The sequence below is a fragment of the Rhodobacter sp. NTK016B genome (genome assembly GCF_017303295.1).
Classification (GTDB): domain Bacteria; phylum Pseudomonadota; class Alphaproteobacteria; order Rhodobacterales; family Rhodobacteraceae; genus Pararhodobacter.
The window spans coordinates 85,185-106,314 of the sequence record NZ_JAFKOK010000015.1 but is presented as its reverse complement, the minus strand read 5'-3'; the positions used below and the strand labels follow the sequence as shown (position 1 = coordinate 106,314).

21 protein-coding genes and 1 tRNA gene are annotated in these 21,130 nt (G+C 64.8%); 13 read left to right on the top strand and 9 right to left on the bottom strand.

Annotated elements, in window-relative coordinates; genetic code table 11:
- Positions 1 to 22: 22 nt before the first annotated feature.
- Positions 23 to 931 carry a tRNA (adenosine(37)-N6)-dimethylallyltransferase MiaA gene (miaA, locus tag JI664_RS18875; protein ID WP_207015330.1) on the top strand — a complete coding sequence of 303 codons (909 nt, stop codon included), beginning with the start codon at positions 23 to 25 and terminating at the stop codon, positions 929 to 931.
- Positions 932 to 1,068: 137 nt separating this feature from the next.
- The gene (locus JI664_RS18870; protein WP_207015329.1) at positions 1,069 to 1,905 is read left to right on the top strand and encodes an AraC family transcriptional regulator; all 837 of its coding nucleotides are present in this window, start codon (positions 1,069 to 1,071) and stop codon (positions 1,903 to 1,905) included.
- Between the two features lie 78 nt (positions 1,906 to 1,983).
- On the opposite strand, the gene JI664_RS18865 is transcribed toward JI664_RS18870, so the two are convergent.
- The gene (locus tag JI664_RS18865) at positions 1,984 to 2,565 is read right to left on the bottom strand and encodes a lytic transglycosylase domain-containing protein (protein ID WP_207015328.1); all 582 of its coding nucleotides are present in this window, start codon (positions 2,563 to 2,565) and stop codon (positions 1,984 to 1,986) included.
- Between the two features lie 187 nt (positions 2,566 to 2,752).
- On the opposite strand from JI664_RS18865, the gene ssb reads away from it, so the two are divergent.
- Together ssb and JI664_RS18855 are read left to right on the top strand one after the other, a co-directional pair.
- A complete protein-coding gene (gene ssb / locus JI664_RS18860) occupies positions 2,753 to 3,289 on the top strand; it encodes a single-stranded DNA-binding protein (RefSeq protein ID WP_207015327.1) in 537 nt (178 codons plus the stop codon).
- A 171-nt stretch (positions 3,290 to 3,460) separates the two neighbouring features.
- Positions 3,461 to 3,534 (top strand) — tRNA-Gly (locus tag JI664_RS18855).
- A gap of 316 nt (positions 3,535 to 3,850) precedes the next feature.
- On the opposite strand, the gene JI664_RS18850 is transcribed toward JI664_RS18855, so the two are convergent.
- Positions 3,851 to 4,132 carry a hypothetical protein gene (locus JI664_RS18850; protein WP_207015326.1) on the bottom strand — a complete coding sequence of 94 codons (282 nt, stop codon included), beginning with the start codon at positions 4,130 to 4,132 and terminating at the stop codon, positions 3,851 to 3,853.
- A 467-nt stretch (positions 4,133 to 4,599) separates the two neighbouring features.
- On the opposite strand from JI664_RS18850, the gene JI664_RS18845 reads away from it, so the two are divergent.
- A complete protein-coding gene (locus tag JI664_RS18845) occupies positions 4,600 to 5,124 on the top strand; it encodes a GFA family protein (protein ID WP_207015325.1) in 525 nt (174 codons plus the stop codon).
- A 263-nt stretch (positions 5,125 to 5,387) separates the two neighbouring features.
- On the opposite strand, the gene JI664_RS24265 is transcribed toward JI664_RS18845, so the two are convergent.
- Complete coding sequence (locus tag JI664_RS24265) at positions 5,388 to 5,816, bottom strand: glutathione S-transferase N-terminal domain-containing protein (protein ID WP_207015324.1); 429 nt, start codon at positions 5,814 to 5,816, stop codon at positions 5,388 to 5,390.
- Positions 5,817 to 6,162: 346 nt separating this feature from the next.
- The gene (locus JI664_RS18835) at positions 6,163 to 6,987 is read right to left on the bottom strand and encodes a class I SAM-dependent methyltransferase (protein WP_349768744.1); all 825 of its coding nucleotides are present in this window, start codon (positions 6,985 to 6,987) and stop codon (positions 6,163 to 6,165) included.
- 166 nt (positions 6,988 to 7,153) lie between these two features.
- Here JI664_RS18835 and JI664_RS18830 point away from each other — a divergent pair, with 166 nt between their 5' ends.
- From JI664_RS18830 to JI664_RS18820, 3 genes are all read left to right on the top strand, one after another.
- A complete protein-coding gene (locus JI664_RS18830; protein ID WP_207015322.1) occupies positions 7,154 to 8,251 on the top strand; it encodes an alpha/beta fold hydrolase in 1,098 nt (365 codons plus the stop codon).
- A 100-nt stretch (positions 8,252 to 8,351) separates the two neighbouring features.
- Complete coding sequence (locus JI664_RS18825) at positions 8,352 to 9,248, top strand: DMT family transporter (protein WP_207015321.1); 897 nt, start codon at positions 8,352 to 8,354, stop codon at positions 9,246 to 9,248.
- 404 nt (positions 9,249 to 9,652) lie between these two features.
- The gene (locus JI664_RS18820) at positions 9,653 to 10,126 is read left to right on the top strand and encodes a cupin domain-containing protein (RefSeq protein ID WP_207015320.1); all 474 of its coding nucleotides are present in this window, start codon (positions 9,653 to 9,655) and stop codon (positions 10,124 to 10,126) included.
- Here the strand turns inward: JI664_RS18820 and JI664_RS18815 are convergent.
- Positions 10,097 to 11,284 carry a cytochrome P450 gene (locus JI664_RS18815; protein WP_207015319.1) on the bottom strand — a complete coding sequence of 396 codons (1,188 nt, stop codon included), beginning with the start codon at positions 11,282 to 11,284 and terminating at the stop codon, positions 10,097 to 10,099. The genes JI664_RS18820 and JI664_RS18815 overlap by 30 nt on opposite strands.
- 73 nt (positions 11,285 to 11,357) lie before the next feature.
- On the opposite strand from JI664_RS18815, the gene JI664_RS18810 reads away from it, so the two are divergent.
- The gene (locus tag JI664_RS18810) at positions 11,358 to 12,266 is read left to right on the top strand and encodes a LysR family transcriptional regulator (RefSeq protein WP_207015318.1); all 909 of its coding nucleotides are present in this window, start codon (positions 11,358 to 11,360) and stop codon (positions 12,264 to 12,266) included.
- On the opposite strand, the gene JI664_RS18805 is transcribed toward JI664_RS18810, so the two are convergent.
- Together JI664_RS18805 and JI664_RS18800 are read right to left on the bottom strand one after the other, a co-directional pair.
- Positions 12,263 to 13,033, bottom strand: coding sequence for a 3-keto-5-aminohexanoate cleavage protein (locus JI664_RS18805; protein WP_207015317.1), 771 nt, complete (start codon positions 13,031 to 13,033; stop codon positions 12,263 to 12,265). The two genes, JI664_RS18810 and JI664_RS18805, sit on opposite strands and share 4 nt — an antisense overlap.
- A gap of 99 nt (positions 13,034 to 13,132) precedes the next feature.
- Positions 13,133 to 15,157: a TonB-dependent receptor plug domain-containing protein gene (locus JI664_RS18800; RefSeq protein ID WP_207015316.1), complete on the bottom strand. Its 2,025-nt coding sequence runs from the start codon at positions 15,155 to 15,157 to the stop codon at positions 13,133 to 13,135.
- Positions 15,158 to 15,457: 300 nt separating this feature from the next.
- Here JI664_RS18800 and JI664_RS18795 point away from each other — a divergent pair, with 300 nt between their 5' ends.
- The 3 genes from JI664_RS18795 to JI664_RS18785 all read left to right on the top strand — a co-directional run bounded on the left by JI664_RS18795 (position 15,458) and on the right by JI664_RS18785 (position 18,914).
- Positions 15,458 to 16,600, top strand: a complete 1,143-nt coding sequence (locus JI664_RS18795; protein ID WP_207015315.1) for a PQQ-dependent sugar dehydrogenase — start codon at positions 15,458 to 15,460, stop codon at positions 16,598 to 16,600.
- 134 nt (positions 16,601 to 16,734) lie between these two features.
- The gene (locus JI664_RS18790; protein ID WP_207015314.1) at positions 16,735 to 17,394 is read left to right on the top strand and encodes an SDR family NAD(P)-dependent oxidoreductase; all 660 of its coding nucleotides are present in this window, start codon (positions 16,735 to 16,737) and stop codon (positions 17,392 to 17,394) included.
- A complete protein-coding gene (locus JI664_RS18785) occupies positions 17,388 to 18,914 on the top strand; it encodes a cryptochrome/photolyase family protein (protein WP_207015313.1) in 1,527 nt (508 codons plus the stop codon). Before JI664_RS18790 ends, JI664_RS18785 begins: the two co-directional genes overlap by 7 nt.
- 9 nt (positions 18,915 to 18,923) lie before the next feature.
- Here the strand turns inward: JI664_RS18785 and JI664_RS18780 are convergent, their stop codons facing one another.
- A complete protein-coding gene (locus tag JI664_RS18780; RefSeq protein WP_207015312.1) occupies positions 18,924 to 19,679 on the bottom strand; it encodes a siderophore-interacting protein in 756 nt (251 codons plus the stop codon).
- Positions 19,680 to 19,705: 26 nt separating this feature from the next.
- Entirely contained in the window at positions 19,706 to 20,206 is a 501-nt protein-coding gene (locus tag JI664_RS18775) for a PadR family transcriptional regulator (RefSeq protein WP_207015311.1), read from the bottom strand.
- A 142-nt stretch (positions 20,207 to 20,348) separates the two neighbouring features.
- Between JI664_RS18775 and JI664_RS18770 the strand changes: the two genes are divergently transcribed.
- Entirely contained in the window at positions 20,349 to 21,119 is a 771-nt protein-coding gene (locus JI664_RS18770) for a glutaredoxin family protein (RefSeq protein WP_207015310.1), read from the top strand.
- The last annotated feature ends 11 nt before the right edge of the window (positions 21,120 to 21,130 follow it).

Below are 21,130 nucleotides of genomic sequence, written 5' to 3'. Positions count from 1 at the left end.
ATCACCCTCGGACGCGCGCCTCATGTTTTCGGACTTTCCCCTGCCCGATCCCGACCGCCCGGTGCTGATCGCCGGGCCGACGGCCAGCGGTAAATCCGCGCTCGCGCTGAAAATCGCGCAGGCGCAAGGGCGCGCCGTGGTCAATGCCGACGCGCTGCAGGTCCATGCGCCGTGGCGCGTGCTGACCGCGCGTCCCGACGCCTTCGACGAGGGGCTGGCGCCGCATCATCTGTATGGTCATGTGCCGATGGGGGACGAGTATTCCGTCGGTCACTGGCTGCGCGATGTGACGCCGCTGGTCGCGCTGAATCCGGTCATCGTCGGCGGTACGGGGCTGTATTTCACCGCTCTCACGCAGGGTCTGGCCGACATTCCCGCCACCCCGCCCGAGATCCGCGCCGAGGCCGATGCGCGTCTGCGTCCCGAGGATGGCGATGCCGAGGGGGCGCTGGCCGCTATGGTGGCCGAGCTCGACACCGAAACCGCCGCGCGCATCGACAAACAGAACCCCGCGCGGGTGCAGCGGGCATGGGAAGTCCAGCGCGCAACCGGGCGCGGACTGGCCGCATGGCAGGCCGAAACCCAGCCCCCCGTTCTGCCGCGCGACGCGGCGACGGCGCTGGTGCTGAAGCCGCGAATCGACTGGCTCAACGAGCGAATCGTTCGCCGTTTCGAGACAATGCTGCAGCATGGCGCGCTGGAGGAAGCTCGCGCCGCCTATCCCCACTGGCCCGAAGACGGCGGCACCGCGACCGGCCCCCTGTGGACAAAAGCGATCGGCGCGCCCGAGCTGATGGCCTATCTCGCGCACCAGATCACGCTTGAGAATGCCAAGGATTCCGCAAGCTTGGCGACGCGGCAATACGCGAAACGGCAGCGCAGCTGGTTTCGCAGCCGGATGTCCACATGGGATCCCGTCGTTATCCCCTGACTTATCCAGAGTCACCCAAAGGCCACGCTTCCCGGTTGAATCGAGGCCGGTCCCGCAGGCGCGGGTGATTCTCCTTCCGCTGTGTCCTTCCGGTTTCCTAGGCTTGAGCGGAAAGTTGCCGCTGCCACGGAGCTGTCATGACCATCATACCCGAATCCCCGTCCCAGCTACGGCTGACCCCGATTTCGCGTCTTGCGGCGGGCGGGCGCTGGCGGGTCGAGGCGATGCGGTCGCTGCGCGAGCCGGTGTTGTTGTGGTTCACCCAGGGACAGGGCCGGATCACCATAGCGGGAACCCAGCGCGGCTATGGTCCGAACAACGCGATCTTCATCCCGCCCGGCGTGATGCACGGCTTCGACTTCGCGCCGCGCGTGCAGGGAACGGTGGTGTTTTTCGGCCGCAATCACGGGCTGGATCTGCCGCAGACGCCGCAATACCTGCGTCCGCGCGATCCGATCAGCCAGAAAGAACTGATCGCCACGCTCGAAGCGATCCAGCGCGAGCTGGAAAGCAACCGTTCGGGCTCGCAGAAAGCGGCGCAGCATCATCTGGGCCTGCTGGGCGTGTGGCTCGACCGCCAGCTTGAGCGCGAGAAGCAGCTCGAATCGCTGGCCCAGCCGCGCCCCGGCGCCTCGCAACGGCTGGTCGCGCGGTATTCCAGCCTGCTCGAGCGTGATTACCGTTCGAACCGGGCCGTTGCGGATTATGCCGAGGCTCTGGGCGTGACACCCACGCATCTGACCCGCGCCTGCAAGGCCGCCTGCGGCAAGGGCGCGCATCAATTGCTCGAAGACCGGATCCTGTTCGAGGCCCGCCGCCTGCTGGCCGAGACGCGGATGCCGATCAAGGACGTAGCCGAGATGCTGGGCTTCAATTCGGCCGGCTATTTCACCCGCGCGTTCCAGAAATCGGCCGGCCAGACGCCTTCGGCCTTCCGCAAACGTCCGGCGGGCCCCGCCGTCCCGCGGATCTGAGGCGGGACTTCCGGCAATTCGATTTTCTGAGGAAAGAAAAAGCGGCATGGCTCTGGCGCCTGCCGCTTTCTTGATTTGTCAGCCCGCGCCGAGGATGACCTGCACGTAATTCGTCGTCTCATCGAAAGGCGGCACGCCGTCATGGCGCTCAACCGCGCCCGGCCCCGCATTATAGGCCGCCAGCGCAAGGCGCCAGCTTCCGAAACGATCATACATCATGCGCAGATAGCGCGCGCCGCCATCGAGGTTCTGGCCGGGATCGTTGATATCGACGCCCAGCAGCAGCGCGGTTTCCGGCATCAGCTGCGCAAGCCCGCGCGCGCCCGCATGAGACACCGCGCCGGGATTCCAGCGGCTTTCCTGATGGACGAGGCGCAGGAACAGCTCTTCGGGCACGCCGTAGCGCTGCGCGGCCGCACGGGCCACATCCAGGTACTCGCCCCGGTAACTGCCGGTATAGCTGACCATCGGCACCGTGCTTTCGGGTGCCGTGGCCGAATATTGGCGGGCCATCCGGCCCTCCATCAGGCGGGTCTGCGTGCGGAAGGTATCGGCGCGCGTCGCCTGCCCTCCGCCCGAACCCAGCCGCAATCCGCTGGCCTGCGCATCCATCGCGCCACATGTCACCAGAAGGCCAGCCGCAAGAAGCGCCCTGAGCATCTGTTACCCCTCAAAAGTCCCCAGTGCTGCGGATTATAGCCGCAAAAGCACGCCGGGCCAAGATTCGTGGACAGGCATGGGCAGCAGCCTGCCGGGGACTGCTGCGGGTATCGTTATCGGTTTCCTAACCATCATCTTGTGGTGTACCCATGCACGGCAAAGATTCGGCAAGTCCTGGGAGCGCAAGATGGCAGGTTCGGTCAACAAGGTGATTCTGGTCGGCAACCTGGGCCGCGACCCCGAGGTCCGCAGTTTCCAGAACGGCGGCAAGGTGTGCAACCTGCGCATCGCCACGTCGGAAAGCTGGCGCGATCGCAATTCGGGCGAGCGGCGCGAGCGGACCGAATGGCATTCGGTGGCGATCTTCTCGGAACCGCTGGCGAAAATCGCCGAGCAATATCTCCGCAAGGGATCGAAGGTCTATATCGAGGGTCAGCTGGAAACCCGCAAATGGCAGGACCAGCAAGGTCAGGACCGCTACTCGACCGAGATCGTGCTGCGACCGTATCGCGGCGAGCTGACGCTTCTCGACGGACGCGGCGACAGCGGCTCGGGCGGTGGTGGCGGCAGCTATGACGATCCCGGCTATGGCGGCGGATCGGGTGGCGGCGCGCGCGGGGGCTCCGGCGGCTTTGGCGGCGGCGCCTCGGGCGGCGGTTCGCGCGGGGGTAGCGGCGGCTTCGGCGGCGGCGCCTCGGACATGGATGACGAAATCCCGTTCTGATCCCTGTCGACACCCCGACATTCCCGCCCGGTGCAGCCTCTGCGCCGGGCTTTTTCGTTCCCGGTTTCAAAGGCTTGACGTGACCCGGATTTCGGCCTGCAATGACAGTGCGCATCTCGCCCGCCCTGCCCTCTTGACGGCTGCGGGCGGCACCGATACATCGCTGCCTGCGCGGGTATGATGTAATGGTAGCCTGTCAGCTTCCCAAGCTGAACGCGCGGGTTCGATTCCCGCTACCCGCTCCAATCTTTCAGAAAAATCTGTATTCATTTGCAACGGCTTGATCGGCGTGCCGCAGATTTCTCGCGTTTCCGCCAAAAGGAAAGAACGGACAAAATCGGACGATCTTGTTCAGAGAATCCCGAGGTTTCCCGAAGAAAGCCCCGACGTTTTTCACGCGGCGTTCACGAGACCGGCCCCCAACCTTCCCCTTTTCCCACCCGGCATTCTGCTCCTTGTCGCAGGACGGGATCCTCATCAGAACCTTTAGCCAGTGCAGCCGCTAAACTGTGCTGACAGCCGTGATTCTGCGCGAAGATCTGGCGGGGTTCAGGGGTTCGGTCAACCGCGCCCGCAGACGACGCGGGCATGCGGCGTCATCGCGCGGCGCTCCAGAAAGAACACCCCAAGCGGCGCCTGGATCACGGCGAAGTTGCCGACCTCGCCGATCATCTCGACCTGCATGCAGGCCGGCAGCGGTTGCATCGGGTTCTGATAGTCGGCGGTGAGATAGATCATCGCGTCCTGGCGCAGGGTCATCGTGCGCGCTTCGGCAGCGGACGGGGCAACGGTCGCGGCGGTGGTGGCGAGGGCGGTGAGGGTAAACAGGGCGTTGCGGATCATGGGCTAGGTTCCTTTTCGACCGGGGTTGGAGTGTGTCTTTCGATGCCTTCATCCTGCATCGAACCGCCTTCCCCGGCAGTTCCCCAAGGAACAGGGATCAAGAAGTGCCTGCCCTCACTCCGTCGCGCGCCCCACAACTGCCCCAAAAGCAGCCCCTTAAGAGGGGGCACGACCCGGCGCAGAACAAGGGAATATGCGTAGAAAGAGCAAACCCCAAGTCATTCGCCAGCTATGCCGGGCCTCGGCGAAAGGTGTATAGTGCCGTGATCAGTCTCTGTTGGTTGAGAGGCCTGCGAACGGCAGCCTCGGCCCGGACCGGACTTTCGGAGCGACCCCAATCGCTGCGGCGCAGCTTCGGCAAACCGGTCGTTCATGCAGAGCGCAGCATTTTCGAAACGCGCCGGTGTGCTCTGCGGACAAACCTGACATTGGATGTTAGACTGGTAGCGACCAGCGGGGGACATCAGATGCACTTGGGGCGCTGTCTTTGTAGCGAAATCGAGTACGTGGTCGAGGGGCAACCGCGCGATGTCATCAACTGTCATTGCGAGTTCTGTCAGAGAGCGACCGGTAGCGCCTACCTCGTGGAAACGATCTTTGAACAGGAAAACTTCCGCCTGCAACAAGGCAAACCGAAGATATATCGGTATACGAGCGCAGGAAGCGGAAAGAATATCCGCATCCACTTCTGCGCCGAGTGCGGAACGAAGACACATATGACCTTTGATCGCTTTCCAACGATCGTCGGAGTTTACTCTGGGACGTTCGACGAAAAGGATTGGTTCGAACGCAAAAGGGAAAACACGCTGCACTTCTTCCTCAGCACCGCTCCAAAGGGCACCGTGCTCCCTACCGGTTTCAAGATCTACGATGCTCATTTCTGGCAGTCGGAAGGTGTCGCAGCAAAACCGAATGTTTTCGACGCTCATACCTTGGTAACGGATGAGTTGAGGGCAGAAAGCAGACAGCGTCTGGATGATCTGAAATCCTAACTCTTGCCTTCATAGAAAGGAACGCCGTCCGCAGAATACCCAACGACATCGGGGTCCCACCACCTGATCGGGTTGGCGATAAAGCTGCTTCTTTCGTCCAGCCGTTCCAGAAGCGAGTTGCACTTGGGTAGCCGTCCCATATCAAGGTCCAGGCCGATTGGTCTCGCCTGGACAAACCGGATGTGGCGGGCAAGGAAGATGTCCTGCGCGGCTAACGTACCGGGCAGAAAGCCATGTTTGTCGTCTGGCAACCTGCTTTCGAGCTATGTGAGGATCCGGTTCGCGCGCTCAGCGCACCTTCGAAGGTGCGGGTTGTCTCGGATTGTGACGCCAGTCCAGGTCAGCTGTGAAATCGTCGTGACTGACGTTCCGAAAGTTTGGACGGTCCCGAAGAGGAGCTTGTCCGCCCATTCATGATTGGGACGCCACAACTCTGTGGCGAGACGAGGCTCTTCGCAGAAACGGCTCGAAGATGTCCGCATGAGATAGTCGGCGATGACGCCGCTCTCCCACAGAACGAGATCACCGTCCCGAAGCGTCGGGACCTGCATCGTCGGTGTATCTGCGCCAAGTTGTCTTGGCGTAGGCGCAAATTCTGCCTCGCGTCCCACATAGTCCATCCGCAGTTCGTGCAGAAGGACGCGGACAGCGCGAGCAAACGGCGAACCGGCAATGTATTCCAACTCGACCATGACAGCGTGTGACCTAATCCCTAGGTTCCATCTGGTGTTAATCTATAGCGCTCTGTCCGGTTTGTCCGCTCCGGGTTGATGGTGTTGAAAAACGTATCCCTCCGGCAGAGGAAGTCTGACGGGATTTCGGCGGCGGTGCTAAGTCCGACCTTATGGCCGACCATAACGTCAGACCCGAGATTGCAGTCCTCTATGCCGCGGATGCCCCGCGCCGTGCGCGTCAGCTTTATCCCTGACACCGTGGAAGAGAGGGGCAAGAACGACCACGTCCCAGCTTCAATAGATACTCGCCGGATCGTCAGGATCGGCCCACTCTGGATTTTCGCCGTGTGTATTCGTCGCCGGCTCAGGCGGCGCGGGCGGAAATGACGACGGCCGGCATCGGAATGGTCCACTCCGGGCCTTCACCATGATTTTCAAGCACTCGCTCGACCACCGCAGTCCGGATTGCACGGGCGTGCGCCTCGGGTTGCGGACGCAGGAGGGCGCCGCCGCGGGCCGTGCCGTCGCGGAAGAAGTCAAAGGCGAGGCCCGGATCGTCTAGCTGCCAGCAGGAGGCCACGACCTGACAATGGAAGTCGCCAAAGCCAGCGTCTTCCAGCACCGGATAGGCGATGTCCGGATCGGCATAGTCGTTGGCGCCGGGCCCGGGCGGCAGGACGATATCCGGCGATCCGTGTGTCCCGATCGCACCGAAGATATAGCCGAAGGCGCCATCCACCTCGGGGCCGCACCAGGTCGAGAAGGCGATCCGCCCGCCCGGTCGCAGGACTCGGCGTGCCTCCCTCAGGACCCGGGGCGGTTCGGGGATGTGCGGCATGCCGAAGCCGATGGTCACCGCGTCGAAGCTCGCATCCTGGAACGCAAGCTGCATCGCATCGCCATGGACGAAACGCGCCCCGGGCACCGCTGCACGGGCAAGGGCAAGCATGGCCGCGGAGAAATCGAGACCGGTCACCCGCGCTCCGGCCGCGACAAGCCCCGCCGAGACGTTGCCGTGCCCGCAACAGAGATCGAGCACATCCGTGTCCGGTTCCGCATCCACGGCGGCGACGAGGTGCGGTACGACCATGTCAGAGGCTCTTGCGAAGCCGCTTGCATAGGCACCGGCGACATCCGGTTCGGACCATTCCCGCTTTTCCATCTCCGCGAAGGCTTTCGTATCTCCCACGGGCCCGTCCTCCCATTCTGGCGCGAAGCGGAGCCAACCCATTGCTGTGCGGCGCCGACGAGTTCCTGATCGGAGGATACCACAGTTTTCCACACTCCGCCGACGACACTGGCACACACCAGATTCCAGATCACAGGATCGGTTCGATGCTGATATGCTTGGTGAGATGACCGACGCTGACCGCCTCCCGCGACAGGAGATTTCCTTCGTGTCGTCCGCCGACGGCACCCGCATTGCGGTGGCCGGGATGGGCAATGGCCCGGTCATTTTGCGGGCCGCGCATTGGCTGAGCCATGTGTCCAAGGATGTCGAAAGTCCGGTCTGGCGCCCGTGGCTGTCCCGGTTGTCGGCGCGCAACCGGCTGATCCGATATGATCTGCGCGGCTGCGGCCTGTCCGATCGTGACGTCGACAAGATCGGGTTCGACGCATGGCTGGCGGACCTGTGGGCCGTTGCATCCACCATCAGTGAACCATTCGTCCTCATGGGCATGTCGCAAGGGGCCGCACTTGCGATCGCCTATGCCTTGCGTCATCCGAACCGGGTCTCCAGCCTCATCCTCATCGGCGGATACGGTCGGGGTTTGCTGGCACGCGGCACGGACGAGGCCACGCGGATGGAGGCCGAGACGCTGGCGAACCTCATGCGGCTCGGCTGGGGCAAGCAAGGGTCGGCCTTCTCGCATGTGTTCACGCAGCTCTTCGTCCCGAATGGAACGGCGCAACAGGTCGGCTGGTGGGAGGACCTGCAACGCCTGTCCGCTTCGCCCGATGTCGCCGCGCGGACGCTGGACGCTCTGCACCGCATCGATGTCCTTGAGGAGGCGCGGCGTTTGGCGCTGCCGGTGCTGGTCATGCACAGCCGCCACGATGCGCGCATTCCGTTCGAGCAGGGCCGGCAACTGGCGGCAGCGATACCCGGCGCTTCCTTCGTTGCCTTGGAGAGCGCGAGCCACGTCCTGTTGGAGCAGGAGCCCGCATGGGAACAGATGTGGCGCGAGATCAACGCATTTCTGGGCAACGGCGCGCCAAGACCGGATATTGCGTCCCGCCCGGTCCAGGCGATCTTTGATCTTTCGCCGGCGGAGCGGGACGTGCTGGGATGTCTGACCGAGGGGCTGGGCAATTCGGAAATCGCGGCACGGCTGGGAAAATCCGAAAAGACGGTGCGCAATCAGGTCTCGGCCATTCTCGGAAAACTCGGAGCGCGGAGCCGATCCGAAGCGATCGTTCAGGTTCTGTCCGCACGTCAACGGGACTTTTGACCCCACGTCGCCCGAAATAAGCGGGCGCTGCGGGACACAGGCCTCATGACCCAAGCAATCCGATGCAGTCTCCTCGCTCACAGCAAAGGAGGAGACGACCATGCAAATGACAGAGGCACCCGACCGCGGTGCGATCCCGGCCATGACGGCCCTGACCTTCGCCGCATTCTTCTGGTCCGGAAACTTCATCGCCGGACGCGCCCTTGGCGGAATGATCCCGCCTCTGGAGTTGAACGTCATCCGCTGGTCGCTCTGCCTGGTCCTGCTCTTGCCTCTCGCCTTGCCCGGCCTGTTGCGATGCCGCGCCGAACTGGCGGTGCATTGGCGTTTGATCGTCCTTCTGGGGCTGACCGGCATCGCCGCGTTCCACACCATGGTCTACCAGGCGCTGACACTGACGCCGGCGGTGAATGCCCTGCTCATCCTGTCGCTCGCGCCGGTCGTCACCGTCATCGGTGGCGCGATTTGGAACGGGTTCCGACCGGGAAAGAAACAGCTGGCCGGACTTGCGATCTCGGCCGTCGGTGCAGGCATCATCGTGCTCTCGGGCGGCGGCGACATTCGTGCCGGCTTCGCGGATGCAGGGTCCCTCTGGATGCTGGGCGCGATCCTGGTCTGGGCGGCCTATTCCCTGTTGCTGCGCCGGCGACCCGCCTGCTTGCCGCAGGACGTGACACTGACGGCCAGCGTCATCGTCGGGCTCTGCGTCATGGCGCCCCTTCTTGCCATTGAGGGCATTCAGCCCGTTCCGATGACCGCGCCGATCATCGCGGCTATTGGCTATATCGCTGTTTGCGCATCGCTTCTGGGATTTCTGCTTTGGTCCTGGGGGCTCGACCAGATCGGGCCCGAACGCGCGGGTCAGTTCCTGCACCTGATGCCGGCTTTCGGTGCTGTGCTCGCCGTGACGCTGCTGGGTGAACGGCTGACATCAGCCCATGTCGCCGGAGGGGCTTTCGCCGTCTTTGGTATCGCTTTGGTCAATCGCCGACCATGAGATCGAGGTGTCCGTCGTCGGACTATTTGAAACAGCACGGTAACGATCAGATCCACGGGTCGGCGGACGGAAAAAAGTGAGAAACCAACGACTGAGGCATTCCCAAATCAAATAACAACTGTTGTCGCGCCGACCTCGACGAAGCGGCCATTCATGGGCTCGATAATGGATTCCCTGACCGGCGACTTTCGGCATTCCGGAAAGACATCGCTTCGAGCGTGGCGGCACAAGTCGACAGCCTGCGCGCCCTCTCGGCGGATTTGCCATGCAAATCGCCTGTCGGGTAACAGTACGTGGCGCTGCCATGACGAACTTGTCCCATAGTGCTTCCTTCCATTCCGTCGAATGGATCGCGCCCAAACACCTAGGCTCAGGCTGACAACGGGCGTTCAGAGAGACGGGACATGGGTCAAGAGACAGGCAAAACACCGATTTTCCTGATGCCTGGCGACGGCCGGGATTATGACATGGGCCGCATTCAGGCCCGTTTCAAAGCCGATGGCGACGAGCCCCCGGACCGGTCCTCGATCTCGGAATGGCGGATGGAGCCAAACACCAAAGGGATCGGCACGCATTCCCACGCACGTGAGGACGAGATTTCCTACGTTCCGGACGGCACGATGAGTTTTCTTGTCGGCGACGAATGGCGCAATGCCGGGCCGGTCAGTTTCGTGTTCGTCCCGGCGGGGGTGGTGCATGATTTCGAGAACCGAAGCGACCGGCGCGCGGGCGTGCTCAACGTGTTCGCGCCCGGTGCCTTCGAAGGCAACATGCCGATGATCGTCGACTGGTTCGCGCAGCATCCGCCAGAGGATGCTCGCTACGCCAGGATCGGCCGACGGGCACGGTTACGCCTCCCACAGAGCGGGGACCGATAGCGGCCCGCGGAACACCCAGCCGCCCCAGCGCGGCGGGTGGTCGGGGTCGAGCCGCAGGTTGGGCAGGTTTTCGAACAACGCCGGTACCGCCATATCTCCCACCAGCATCCGCGCCATCCACGCCCCGAGGCAGAAATGCGGACCCGAGCCGAAGGCCAGATGCGGCGCCTGCGGGCGATGCAGGTCGTAGCGGCCCGCGCCGGGACCGAACTTGCTTTCATCGCGGCAGGCCGACCCGGCCACGAGGCCGATCGCCGTACCCGCAGGCAGCAGCGTATCCGACAGAACCGTATCGCGCGCCACCTTGCGGGGATACATGCCGATGGGCGCGACCCAGCGCACCGCTTCCTCGAATGCCTTGCGCCGAAGCCCCGGATCGGCCCGCCATGCCGCCAGCTGATCGCGGTTTTCCAACAATGCCACGGTCAGCGTGCCGATGGCGTCGCGCGGCTCGTTCATGCCGCCGCCGATGGCCACCTTGATATTGGCGCGGATCTTTTCCATCGGGAACCCCGCCTGCAGCATCGCCGAAAGGGCCGAGGGGTTGGGCTCACGCCGCCAGTATTCGGCATGGTGGTCGATGGCCGCATCAATCCCCTCATTGGCGCGTGCGCAGCGCTCCCACGGTTCGGGCAGATCGGCATAATTGCCGGTGGCGTCGATCAGCGCCTGACTCCACCACAGCATGTCCTGCCACGACACTTCAGGGATACCGATCACCTCGGCCAGCGCGCGGCTGGCAATGGGGGCGCAATAGTCGCGGAACAGATCGCCGCCATTCTTGGTGCGCAGATGCGCGATCTGTTCATCGACGAAGAGCTGGAATTTCGGCGCCCAGTGGCTTTTGATCATCGGCGGGCTGAAGGTTTTCACCAGCGCGCGGCGCTCGGTCATGTGGTCATCGCCGTCGCGGCGCATCAGCGTGTGCCCCATCGACCGGAACATCAGGCTGCGCGGGTCGTTGGCGGGAAAGGTGATGTCGTCCTTCTCGATGGCGATGATGTCGTCAAAGGTGGTGATCAGCGCGATGTTGGCGGGCTTGATCCACGCGACCGGGGCCTCGCGCCGCAGGCGCTCGTAGATCGGATAGGGGTCGTCGAACATCGCGCCCAGCGCCACATCGTCGATCACCGGCAGCTCCCTGGCCGTAACCACCATAACATCCTCCCTTGGCATGGCTCGTGTTTCGAGCGATCACGTATCGACCAGAGGAAATCCAGCGATAACGGACATGCAGAAATTCGATATTCTGTCACTCGACCTGAAAGCGCTCACGCTTCTGTGCCGGATCCACGATGCCGGGTCGCTGTCGCTCGCGGCTGAGCGCAGCGGCATCGCGCAATCGACCGCCAGCCATACGCTCGAGCGATTGCGACGCGCGCTGGACGATCCGCTGTTTCACCGTAGCCTCGGCGGGCTCAGCCCGACGGCACGCTGCGACGATATCGTCGGACAATTGCGACCGATTCTGGACGCCATGCGCTCGATTGCGCCTGAGGCCGAGGATATCGCCCGCGACGGCGCGACGATCACCATCGCCGCGAATTTCTACGAACGCTGCCTGATCCTGCCGCCGCTGTTGCAGATTCTGCGGGCCGAAGCGCCGCTCTTGCGGGTTTCGGTGATCCCTGCGAATTTCGCGCCGCACCGGATGCTGCTGGAGCGTGACTGCGATCTGGCCCTGACGCCGATGCCGGCCGGGCGCGAGAAATTGCGCAGCGAGGTGCTGTTTGACGAGCATTACGCCTGTTTCGTCGATCCCGGCTCTGAGGTGGCGCGCGACGGGCTGGATCTGGAGCACTTCGCCGCCGCACAGCATCTGGGCATCGTCTATGCCGAGGGCTGGAGCCCGTTCTGGCAGGCCGATCTGGCACGGCAGGGGATCGCGTTCGACCCGGTGCTGCAGGTGCCGTCCTTCGGGGGTGTCGAGCGGCTCATGGCCGGGTCCGAGCTGGTGCTCACCGCGCCCGCGCGGCTGGGCCAGATGTTCAGCCCGGCGCTGACGGCGATCCCGGCGCCCTTCGACAGCCGGATGCAGATCCGCATGGTCTGGAGCCCGCTCTCGGACAGCTCGACGCGGCATCGCTGGCTGCGGGCGGCGGTACGGCGCGCCTGCGCGGCGATGGAGGCGCCGGGCTAAAGCAGCGCCGCGATCTCGGCCACACGGGCGGCATTGTCGGGGGCAAGGCTGCCATCGGCCATCCACAGGTTGTTTTCGAACCCCACGCGCGCACAGCCGCCCCGGCGCAGCCCGTGGGCCAGACACGCGGTCTCGGTCGGGCCGAAGGCGCAAAGCGCCCAGTCGCCGGTCAGGCCCAACGCGGCAAGCCGGTCGAGGAACGGGTCCAGCATCGCGGGGTCCGAGCGCTGGCCCTTCGTATAGCGGCCCAGCACGAAGAGCATCTGCAGATCGCCCGCCGGGATCGTGCCCGCCGCCTGTTCGCGCGCCAGCAAGTCGAGCTGATCGGCATCATAGAGGATATGCTGCACGGCGGTGCCCGCCTCGGCCAGCGCATGATAGGCGCGCTGCGCGGCCTTTCGGTCGCCGTCGGCCAGCATCTCGGTCAGCGCGATCGAGACGCCCTCGGGCCGGATGTCGCGCAACAGCGCGCGTTGCGCGGCGGGATCGTAGCGCCCGGCAGCCTCGGTGGTGATCTGCACCGGCAGGTCGGGTGCCACGCGTGCGATCTCGGCGATCAGTTCCCCATAGGCACCGGCATCCAGCCAATGCCGCCCGTCCGCATCGCGCAGATGGGCATGGATCGCGCCCGCCCCGGCGGCGTGGCAGGCGGCGGCACAGCGGGCGGTTTCGGCAATGGCAACCGGCAGCGCCGGATGATCCTCCTTGCTGCGCCGCGCGCCGTTCGGGGCGACCATGATCCGGGGCAGCGGCGAGAGACGGGACATCGGCGGGCCTTGTGCGTTGGGACGGACCTTCTCAGCATGTTTCCGCCCCAAGGCCAAGGGCGCGGAACAAGGCCTCACCCTGCCCCGCGCGCGCCCCGATCAGAACCGCATCGAGGCGGTCAGCGCGAAACTGCGCCCCGGCTCGTAAAGCGGCGTGACCGAAGCGTAATCCCCGCCATAGGTCGAGCGGTCGGCATAGCGCGTATCGAAGACGTTGTTCACTTCGGCGCGCAGAACCATACCGGGGATCGAGGGCGGCTCGTATTCCATGAACAGGTTGAACACGGTGTAGCCCGGCAGGCTCTGATCCGAGTCAACACCCAGACCGTCATAGGCCAGCGCCGCCTCGACGCTGCCACCGATCACCAGATCGCCGCCCCATGGCCGGTGCTGCGCCTCCAGCGCGATGACGCCGCCCAGAGGCGCGCCCAGATCCAGCGCCGAGTAACTGTCGGTCGGCGCGCCGTTCACGCGGATCTGGCTATAGGCGTAGCTTGCGCGCAGAAAGCCGTTGTCCCATCCAAAGCCCATGCCCAGATTGAAGCCCCGGCTTTCGGCATCCCCGGTCGCGTTGGCCGCATAGCTGCTCAGGCGCACATCGTTCAGGCGGGTCATGAAGACCTCGCCATCAAGCCGAAGCGATTGCTGTTCCCAGTCGAAACCAAGTGTCACGTTATCGGCCCGCGAGGCGCGCATCCCGGTGTAATCCCAGCCCGGATTGAAGATAAAATTGTCCTCAAGCGCCACCCCGCCGAAGACCGACGAGATCCCGCCGCGCAGCCGCAGCGCATCCGTTGCCTGATACGACACCGAAAGATTGCTGCTGAGGCCCGAAAAGCTCTCTTCCCAGCCATTCGTGCCGACGAAATCCTGCCGGTCCCAGCGCGCACCGAAAGAAAGCGACCACGCCTGACCGGGTTCCAGCCGGGCCTGCGCGAACAGGCCCCAGTTGCGCGCCGATTCCACGATGGGCCGCGTCGCGCGGTCGGAATACTGGCTGCGGCGGTCGTAGTAATCGATCCCCGCGACGATGGTGTCGTCGGGCGACAGGTGGAAGGTGTTCTGGAAACTGCCCGAATAGGTGCGGTTCTCGCCCAGACTGGGCGACAGGGCCGGATCAAAGGGTTGATCGACCGCCACCGTCACATCCGACAGACCAAGGGTCAGACGCGGATCCCAGTAGCCCGAGGCCTGCGTGTTCTCATAGGTGAAGGCAAAGGTCCGCCGCCGGGTTTCGTACAGGCGCAGCGGATCGGGGCGGCCGACGCTGCCAATATTGGCCCGGTAGGGACGCAGCGCGTTGTCTTCCATGCTCTGGGCCGAGAGTTCGAACCGGTGGCCGTTATCGCCGTGGAACGCCAGTTTCACCAACCCGGTATCGAGCGCCGCCGCGCTGCCCGCGACCAGATCGCCGGCCCCGTCGCGGTAATCGTCGCCCGTGGCGCGGCGGGCATAGGCCAGCCATTCCAGCGCGCCCATCCGCCCCGCCAGCGTCGCCGCGCGGCCCCAGGTCTGGCCGTTACTGTCGAAAGACAGCCGAACATCCCCGCCGAACCGGGCATCGGGGTCGAGGAAATCGACCGGGTCCACGGTTTCCATCACCACCGCGCCCGCCATCGCGTGGGGCCCCAGATCGGCAGGTGCCGCGCCCGCATCGACGCGCACGAAGCGCAACAGTCCGGGATCAAACGCATTGGCCGAGATATGGTGGAACAGCCGGTTGTTCTGTGACACGCCGTCCATCACCACGGCAAGGTTGAGCATGTCGATGCCGTTGACGAAGATCTTCTGCGCAATCGGAATGGCGCCCCCGACCGAAACCGAGGCGATGCCGGAAAACAGATCGCGCAGATCGCCCGTCCGCGCGCGTTCAAGCTCGGCATCGGCGACGTAATGGCTGTTGCCGCGATCGGCCGCCGTGCCTTCGGGGTCGCGGGCGCGGGCAAAGGCGGGGTCGAGCACGATGGTGCCCAGAAACTGCACCAGCGGCGAGGTCTGCGCAACGGCGGGCGCAGCCATCAGGCCGGACACCGAAACGGCGGACAGAAGCAGGGCCTTCAGGCCGGGAACCGTGACGGGCAGAGTGAGGGGCACGGGACAAGATTGGGGGGACAGTCGGGGCATCCAAAACCTCCTGATCGAATGGGGGATCTGGCTGGGCTTTGCCTCGCTGTGGGTCGGCAAATACCATATCCGCACCCGGGGGCCATGCCGGTTACGCATTTGCGCCAGAGCTTTGCGCGCTGTGAGAAATTTGTCCCAGCACGCATCGGCCGCGCGCTCGCACCGGTCGCGACGCCTGCGGCGCGGGGTCACAGGCGCGTGGGCGCGTGCCCCGGGCGGTGGTATTCGCGCCGTCGCGAATTAGATTAAGCGCGCCAGACGCATCCGTTCAGCCCGAACGCCCTGACCTTGGAGATGACTATGCCATCGCGCCTGACCCTCGTTGCCTCTCTGCTCGGCGCCGGAGCCGGGATTGCCACGATCGCCGCCGTCGCGCAGGGGATCAATGCAGGCGACCGCCCCGCTTTGCCCGACCTGCCCTTCACGGTGACCGAGATCGCCGATTTCGAGGCCCCGTGGGCCGTCGCCGTGTTGCCCGAGGGGCGCCTTCTGGTGACCGAGCATGACGGGCGGTTGTTCCTCGTCACGCCCGAGGGCCGGAAGACCGAGGTCGCGAATGTGCCGCGCGTGCAGGTTTCCGGGCAGCTGGGCCTGCACGATATCGCCCCCGCGCCCGATTATGCCGATAGCGGCGTGGTCTATCTGACCTATAACGCCCCCGGCGAGGATGGGAGCCAGATCGTGCTGGCCCGCGCGGTGCTGCGGCAAAGCGGCGGATCGGCCCGGCTGTCGGATCTGACCGAGATCTGGCGCCAGCCCGATGGCGGCGGCGGCGGCGGGCATCCCGGCGCGATCATCGCCTTCGACCCGGCGGGCGAGCATATTTTCCTGACCGTGGGCGAGCGCACGGAATCCGAGACCGCGCAGGACCCGGCAATGGCGCGCGGCAAAATCCTGCGGCTCAATCTCGACGGCTCGGCACCGGTGGACAATCCGTGGGCGGGCGAAGGGCCGGTGCAGTCGCTCACATGGTCGACCGGGCACCGCAACCCTTACGGGCTGGCCTTTGCCCCCGACGGCGTGCTGTGGGAGCACGAGATGGGACCGCGCGGCGGCGACGAGTTCAACCGCATCGAGCCGGGCGGAAATTACGGCTGGTCGGATGTCTCGGAAGGGACGAATTACGACGGCTCGGCAATCCCCAACCACGACACGCGGCCTGAATTCATCGCGCCGCCGCTCTACTGGACGCCGGTCATCGCGCCATCGGGCCTGTCCTTCTATACCGGTGCGATGTTCCCCGACTGGGAAGGCTCGGCGCTGATCGGCGCGCTGGCGGGGATGGCGCTGGTGCGGGTCGAGATCGACGATCAGGGCCAGCCCGACGAGGCCGAGCGCTTCGACATGGGCACGCGGATCCGTGACGTGGCGGTGGCGCCAGACGGCGCGGTCTGGCTGATCGAGGACGGCGATCCCGGTCGCCTGATGCGGCTGACGCCGTAAGAGCCGGGTGCCGGTGTGAGGGGGCTGTCTGCCCCCTCTGGGCCTGCGGCCCATTCACCCCCGAGGATATTTGAGGATTAAAGATGCGCGCGCGCGGCCTTGGCGGTTGATCGGTCCGCGCTATCCTGTGGGGGATGGAAAAAGCCCTGATCATTGGCGCCTCGGGCGGGATCGGCGCGGCACTGGGGCGCGCGCTGGACGCGCGCGGCGTCTCTGTCACTGGCCTGTCGCGGCGCGATGACGGGCTGGACGTCACCGACGCGGCGTCTGTCGAGCGGGTGCTGGGCGCGCTGGAGCCGGGTTTCGACACGGTGATCGTGGCCAGCGGCATTCTCGCCCCCGAGGGGGCGCGGCCCGAGAAATCGCTTTCCGAGATCGACGCCGATGTCATGGCGCGGGTGATGGCGGTCAATGCGATCGGCCCGGCGCTGCTGCTGCGCGCCCTGCCGCGGCTGCTGGCCAAGGGCCCTTGCAAGGTCGGCGTTCTGACCGCGCGGGTGGGTTCGATCGGCGACAACGCAATGGGCGGCTGGTACGCCTATCGCGCGTCCAAGGCCGCAGCCAACCAGATCGTGCATACCGCCGCTATCGAGATCGCCCGCAAGCGCAAGGAGGCCGTGGTCGTGGCGCTGCATCCCGGCACGGTCGAAACCGCGTTCACGGCCGGCTATCCCGGCCACCGCAAGGTCACGCCGGATCAGGCAGCGGCGAACCTGCTTTCGGTTCTGGAGGAGCTGGGGCCTGCCGATAATGGCGGGTTCTTCGACTGGGCGGGCAAGGCGGTGGCGTGGTGAGGCTGGTTCTGGTGCTGGGCGACCAGCTGACGCCCTCGGTCGCGGCGCTGAAGGCGGCGGACAAAGCCCGCGACCGGGTGGTCATGGCCGAGGTGGCCGACGAGGCGGGCTATGTCCCCCATCACCCCAAGAAGATCGCGCTTATCTTCGCCGCAATGCGCAAATTCGCTGAGGCGTTGCGTGCTGATGGATGGACGGTCGATTACACCCGGCTGGACGATATGGACAATGCGGGGTCGATCCCCGGCGAGTTGCTGCGGCGCGCGGATCAGCACGGCGCGTCCGAGGTGATCGCCACGCGGCCCGGCGAGTGGCGGCTGATCGAGGCGCTGGATGATGTGCCACTGGATCTGACGCTGCTGGAAGACGACCGCTTCATCGCCAGCCACAAGACGTTTGACGACTGGGCCGAGGGGCGCAAGGCGCTGCGGATGGAGTATTTCTACCGCGAGATGCGGCGCAAGACGGGCCTGTTGATGGACGGCGACCAGCCCGAGGGCGGTCAGTGGAACTACGACCATGAAAACCGCAAGCCCGCCTCGGACGACCTGTTCGCCCCGAAGCCCCTCTGGTTCGCACCCGACGACACGGTGCAGCCGGTGCTGGATCTCGTGAGCGAGCGGTTCGGCGAGAATTTCGGTACGCTGGAGCCGTTCGGTTTCGCCACCGATGCGGAACAGGCCGGTAAGGTGCTGGATCACTTCGTGAAACACTCGTTGCCGTCGTTCGGCGATTATCAGGACGCGATGCTGGCGGGCAACCGCTTCCTCTATCACGCGCTGATCTCGGCCTATCTGAATATCGGCCTGCTGGACCCGCTGGAGGTCTGCAAACGCGTCGAACAGGCCTATCGCGATGGGCATGCACCGCTCAATGCGGTCGAGGGGTTCATCCGGCAGATCCTCGGCTGGCGCGAATTCATGCGCGGGATCTATTTCCGCGAGGGGCCGGATTACCCGCGCCGCAATCAGCTGAACCACCAACGCAAGCTGCCACCGCTCTATTGGGGCGCCCAGACGCGAATGAACTGCCTGCACCTCGCCGTCGCCCAGACCCGCGACGAGGCCTATGCGCATCACATTCAGCGGCTGATGATTACCGGGAACTTCGCGCTGATTGCCGGGATCAACCCGGCTGAGGTGCATGACTGGTATCTGAGCGTCTATCTCGATGCGTTCGAATGGGTCGAGGCGCCCAATACGGTGGGCATGAGCCAGTTCGCCGATGGCGGGATCGTCGGATCGAAACCCTATGTGTCGAGCGGCAATTACATCGACCGGATGTCGGATTATTGCGGCGACTGCCATTACAGCGTGAAGGCGAAGACGGGCGACAAGGCCTGTCCGTTCAACCTGCTCTACTGGGCGTTCCTGATCCGCCACCGCGAGCGGTTCGAGGGCAATCCGCGGATGGCGCAGATGTACCGCACATGGGAGCGGATGGACGAGGACCACCGCGCGACGGTGCTGAACGAGGCCGAGGCCTTTCTTGACCGGATGTCGCGCGGTGAGACGGTTTAAGCCGGTGCCTCAGTCGAGCGCTTTGTCCGAGCTGTCGGCCTGCCCCATGATCCAATAACCGGCGGCCTTGATCTGCGTGCGCGGGTGCCCCCGGCTTTCAAAATGGTCACGCAGCGCGCGGGCGACCTTGGCTTCGGCGGCGATCCAGATGAAGCCCCGGCCTTCGGGCAGGGCGAGTTCTTGCGCGGCATCCAGAAGCGGAGCGGAATCGGCGGCCTGAGCGACCGGGCGGTGTACCCAATGGGCCTCGTGGCTTGCCTTGGTGGTCCAGTCCTGCTGATCCTCGGCGCCGGGCACCGCGCCCAGCGTAATCGCCTGCGTGCCTTCGGGCAGTTCCTCGACCCAGCGGCCCATGGCGGGCAGCCCGGTCTCGTCTGCGATGAGCATCCACCAGTCGAAGATCGGCGCCACGACCGCCGAGCCGCGCGGCCCGCCGACCATCAGCGTATCGCCGTTCTTGGCGTCCAGCGCCCAGGCGGTGGCGGGACCGGCGTCGTGGATGGCGAAATCCACCACCAATTCGCGCCGCGCGATGTCGAAGCTGCGGGGCGTGTAGTCGCGCATCTCGGGCTTGTCGCCGTCGCCCGGCAGCAGAAGTTTGATGTGGTCGTCGGGCGCAAGGCTGGTGAAATCGGCCAGATCCTCGCCGGTGAAGGTGAGGCGCAGCATGTGCGGGGTCAGCCGTTCGACCGAGGTCACGGTCAGCTCGCGGCGCTTCAGCTCGTGGCGGTGGCGGGTGATGATTTGTTCGGCAACTTGTTCCATGTCCGGATCCTGTAGAGAGGCGACGCTCACGACACGTCGTTAAGGCTCTCGGCCGCGGCGTGAAGCTTGGCGGCGATGGCGGTGATCCGCTCTGGCGTCGGGCTGGCGGAGAATTCTTTGCGCAAGGCGGCCTTGATGGCGTCCATGGCGTCTTCGACCTCGACCGGAAGCCCGTGGCGGCCAAGGGGCTTGCGGGTCTTGAGATCGGCGATCAGGGCCGCATTGGCAGCAAGGGCCGCGCGGCCCTGCGGGGTGATGGTGGACAGCTTGCGCCCCCCCTCGCCCGCCGACACGGCGACGAAGCCCTGCTCTTCGAGCCAGCTCAGCGCGGGATAGACCACGCCGGGGCTGGGGCTGTAGCTGCGGTGAAAGCGATCCTCGATGGCCTTGATGATCTGATACCCATGCCTCGGACGCTCGGCGATCATCGACAGGATAAGCAGCCGAAGCTCGCCATAATCGAACAACCGTCGCGTTTTGCGGCGGCTCACGGGGCAGGCATCGGACGAATCGGTCGGGGCTTTCATGGCCGAGAAATAAATCCCGATATATCGGCTTTCAAGATATATCGGGATTTATTTGCTCTCTGATGTGGAACCTTCCAGCGCTGGAGCCCCGTTATCCCTGCAGACGCATCTGCAACGAACGCCACGAGAAACGGAGGCCGCGATGCCACGCGACACCACCCAATCCGCCAAGCAGGCCGTGCTCTACCGCATGGTCATGCCCGAGCATACCTGCCCCTTCGGCTTGAAATCCAAGGACTTGCTCGAACGTGAAGGGTACGAGGTCGAAGACCACCACCTGAAGACCCGCGCCGAAACCGATGCCTTCATGGAGAAGCACGGCGTCGAAACCACGCCGCAGACCTTCATCGCCGGCGACCGGATCGGCGGCTATGACGATCTGCGGGTATTCTTTCACAAGGACCCGCCCAAGGAAGAGCAAAGCGATACCTCGTACCAGCCGGTGATCGCCATTTTTGCCTGCACCGCGCTTCTGGCGCTGGGCCTGTCGCTGCACCAATACGGCACGCCCTTCACGCTGCGGGCGTTTGAATGGTTCATCTCGCTGTCGATGGTCGTGCTGGCGATCCAGAAGCTGCAGGATGTCGAACAATTCTCGACCATGTTCCTGAACTACGACCTGCTGGCCAAACGCTGGGTGCGCTATGGCTATGTCTATCCGTTCCTCGAAGCGGGGGCCGGGATCCTGATGACGGCGGGCGCGCTGATCTGGCTGGCCTCGCCCGTCGCCATCCTCATCGGCGGGATCGGCGCGGTCAGCGTGTTCAAGGCGGTCTATATCGACAAGCGTGAGCTGAAATGCGCCTGCGTGGGCGGCTCGTCGAACGTGCCGCTTGGCTTCGTGTCGCTGACCGAAAGCGTGATGATGCTGGCCATGGGCCTGTGGATGGGCCTGAAAGTGCTGGCGTTCTAAGGGCTTGACCT

Excerpts from the sequence above, each read along its gene's own strand:
- miaA (WP_207015330.1), top strand. The coding sequence starts at position 23 with ATGTTTTCGGACTTTCCCCTGCCCGATCCCGACCGCCCGGTGCTGATC.
- JI664_RS18870 (WP_207015329.1), top strand. The coding sequence starts at position 1,069 with ATGACCATCATACCCGAATCCCCGTCCCAGCTACGGCTGACCCCGATT.
- JI664_RS18865 (WP_207015328.1), bottom strand. The coding sequence starts at position 2,565 with ATGCTCAGGGCGCTTCTTGCGGCTGGCCTTCTGGTGACATGTGGCGCG.
- ssb (WP_207015327.1), top strand. The coding sequence starts at position 2,753 with ATGGCAGGTTCGGTCAACAAGGTGATTCTGGTCGGCAACCTGGGCCGC.
- JI664_RS18850 (WP_207015326.1), bottom strand. The coding sequence starts at position 4,132 with ATGATCCGCAACGCCCTGTTTACCCTCACCGCCCTCGCCACCACCGCC.
- JI664_RS18845 (WP_207015325.1), top strand. The coding sequence starts at position 4,600 with ATGCACTTGGGGCGCTGTCTTTGTAGCGAAATCGAGTACGTGGTCGAG.
- JI664_RS24265 (WP_207015324.1), bottom strand. The coding sequence starts at position 5,816 with ATGGTCGAGTTGGAATACATTGCCGGTTCGCCGTTTGCTCGCGCTGTC.
- JI664_RS18830 (WP_207015322.1), top strand. The coding sequence starts at position 7,154 with ATGACCGACGCTGACCGCCTCCCGCGACAGGAGATTTCCTTCGTGTCG.
- JI664_RS18825 (WP_207015321.1), top strand. The coding sequence starts at position 8,352 with ATGCAAATGACAGAGGCACCCGACCGCGGTGCGATCCCGGCCATGACG.
- JI664_RS18820 (WP_207015320.1), top strand. The coding sequence starts at position 9,653 with ATGGGTCAAGAGACAGGCAAAACACCGATTTTCCTGATGCCTGGCGAC.
- JI664_RS18815 (WP_207015319.1), bottom strand. The coding sequence starts at position 11,284 with ATGGTGGTTACGGCCAGGGAGCTGCCGGTGATCGACGATGTGGCGCTG.
- JI664_RS18810 (WP_207015318.1), top strand. The coding sequence starts at position 11,358 with ATGCAGAAATTCGATATTCTGTCACTCGACCTGAAAGCGCTCACGCTT.
- JI664_RS18805 (WP_207015317.1), bottom strand. The coding sequence starts at position 13,033 with ATGTCCCGTCTCTCGCCGCTGCCCCGGATCATGGTCGCCCCGAACGGC.
- JI664_RS18800 (WP_207015316.1), bottom strand. The coding sequence starts at position 15,157 with ATGCCCCGACTGTCCCCCCAATCTTGTCCCGTGCCCCTCACTCTGCCC.
- JI664_RS18795 (WP_207015315.1), top strand. The coding sequence starts at position 15,458 with ATGCCATCGCGCCTGACCCTCGTTGCCTCTCTGCTCGGCGCCGGAGCC.
- JI664_RS18790 (WP_207015314.1), top strand. The coding sequence starts at position 16,735 with ATGGAAAAAGCCCTGATCATTGGCGCCTCGGGCGGGATCGGCGCGGCA.
- JI664_RS18780 (WP_207015312.1), bottom strand. The coding sequence starts at position 19,679 with ATGGAACAAGTTGCCGAACAAATCATCACCCGCCACCGCCACGAGCTG.
- JI664_RS18775 (WP_207015311.1), bottom strand. The coding sequence starts at position 20,206 with ATGAAAGCCCCGACCGATTCGTCCGATGCCTGCCCCGTGAGCCGCCGC.
- JI664_RS18770 (WP_207015310.1), top strand. The coding sequence starts at position 20,349 with ATGCCACGCGACACCACCCAATCCGCCAAGCAGGCCGTGCTCTACCGC.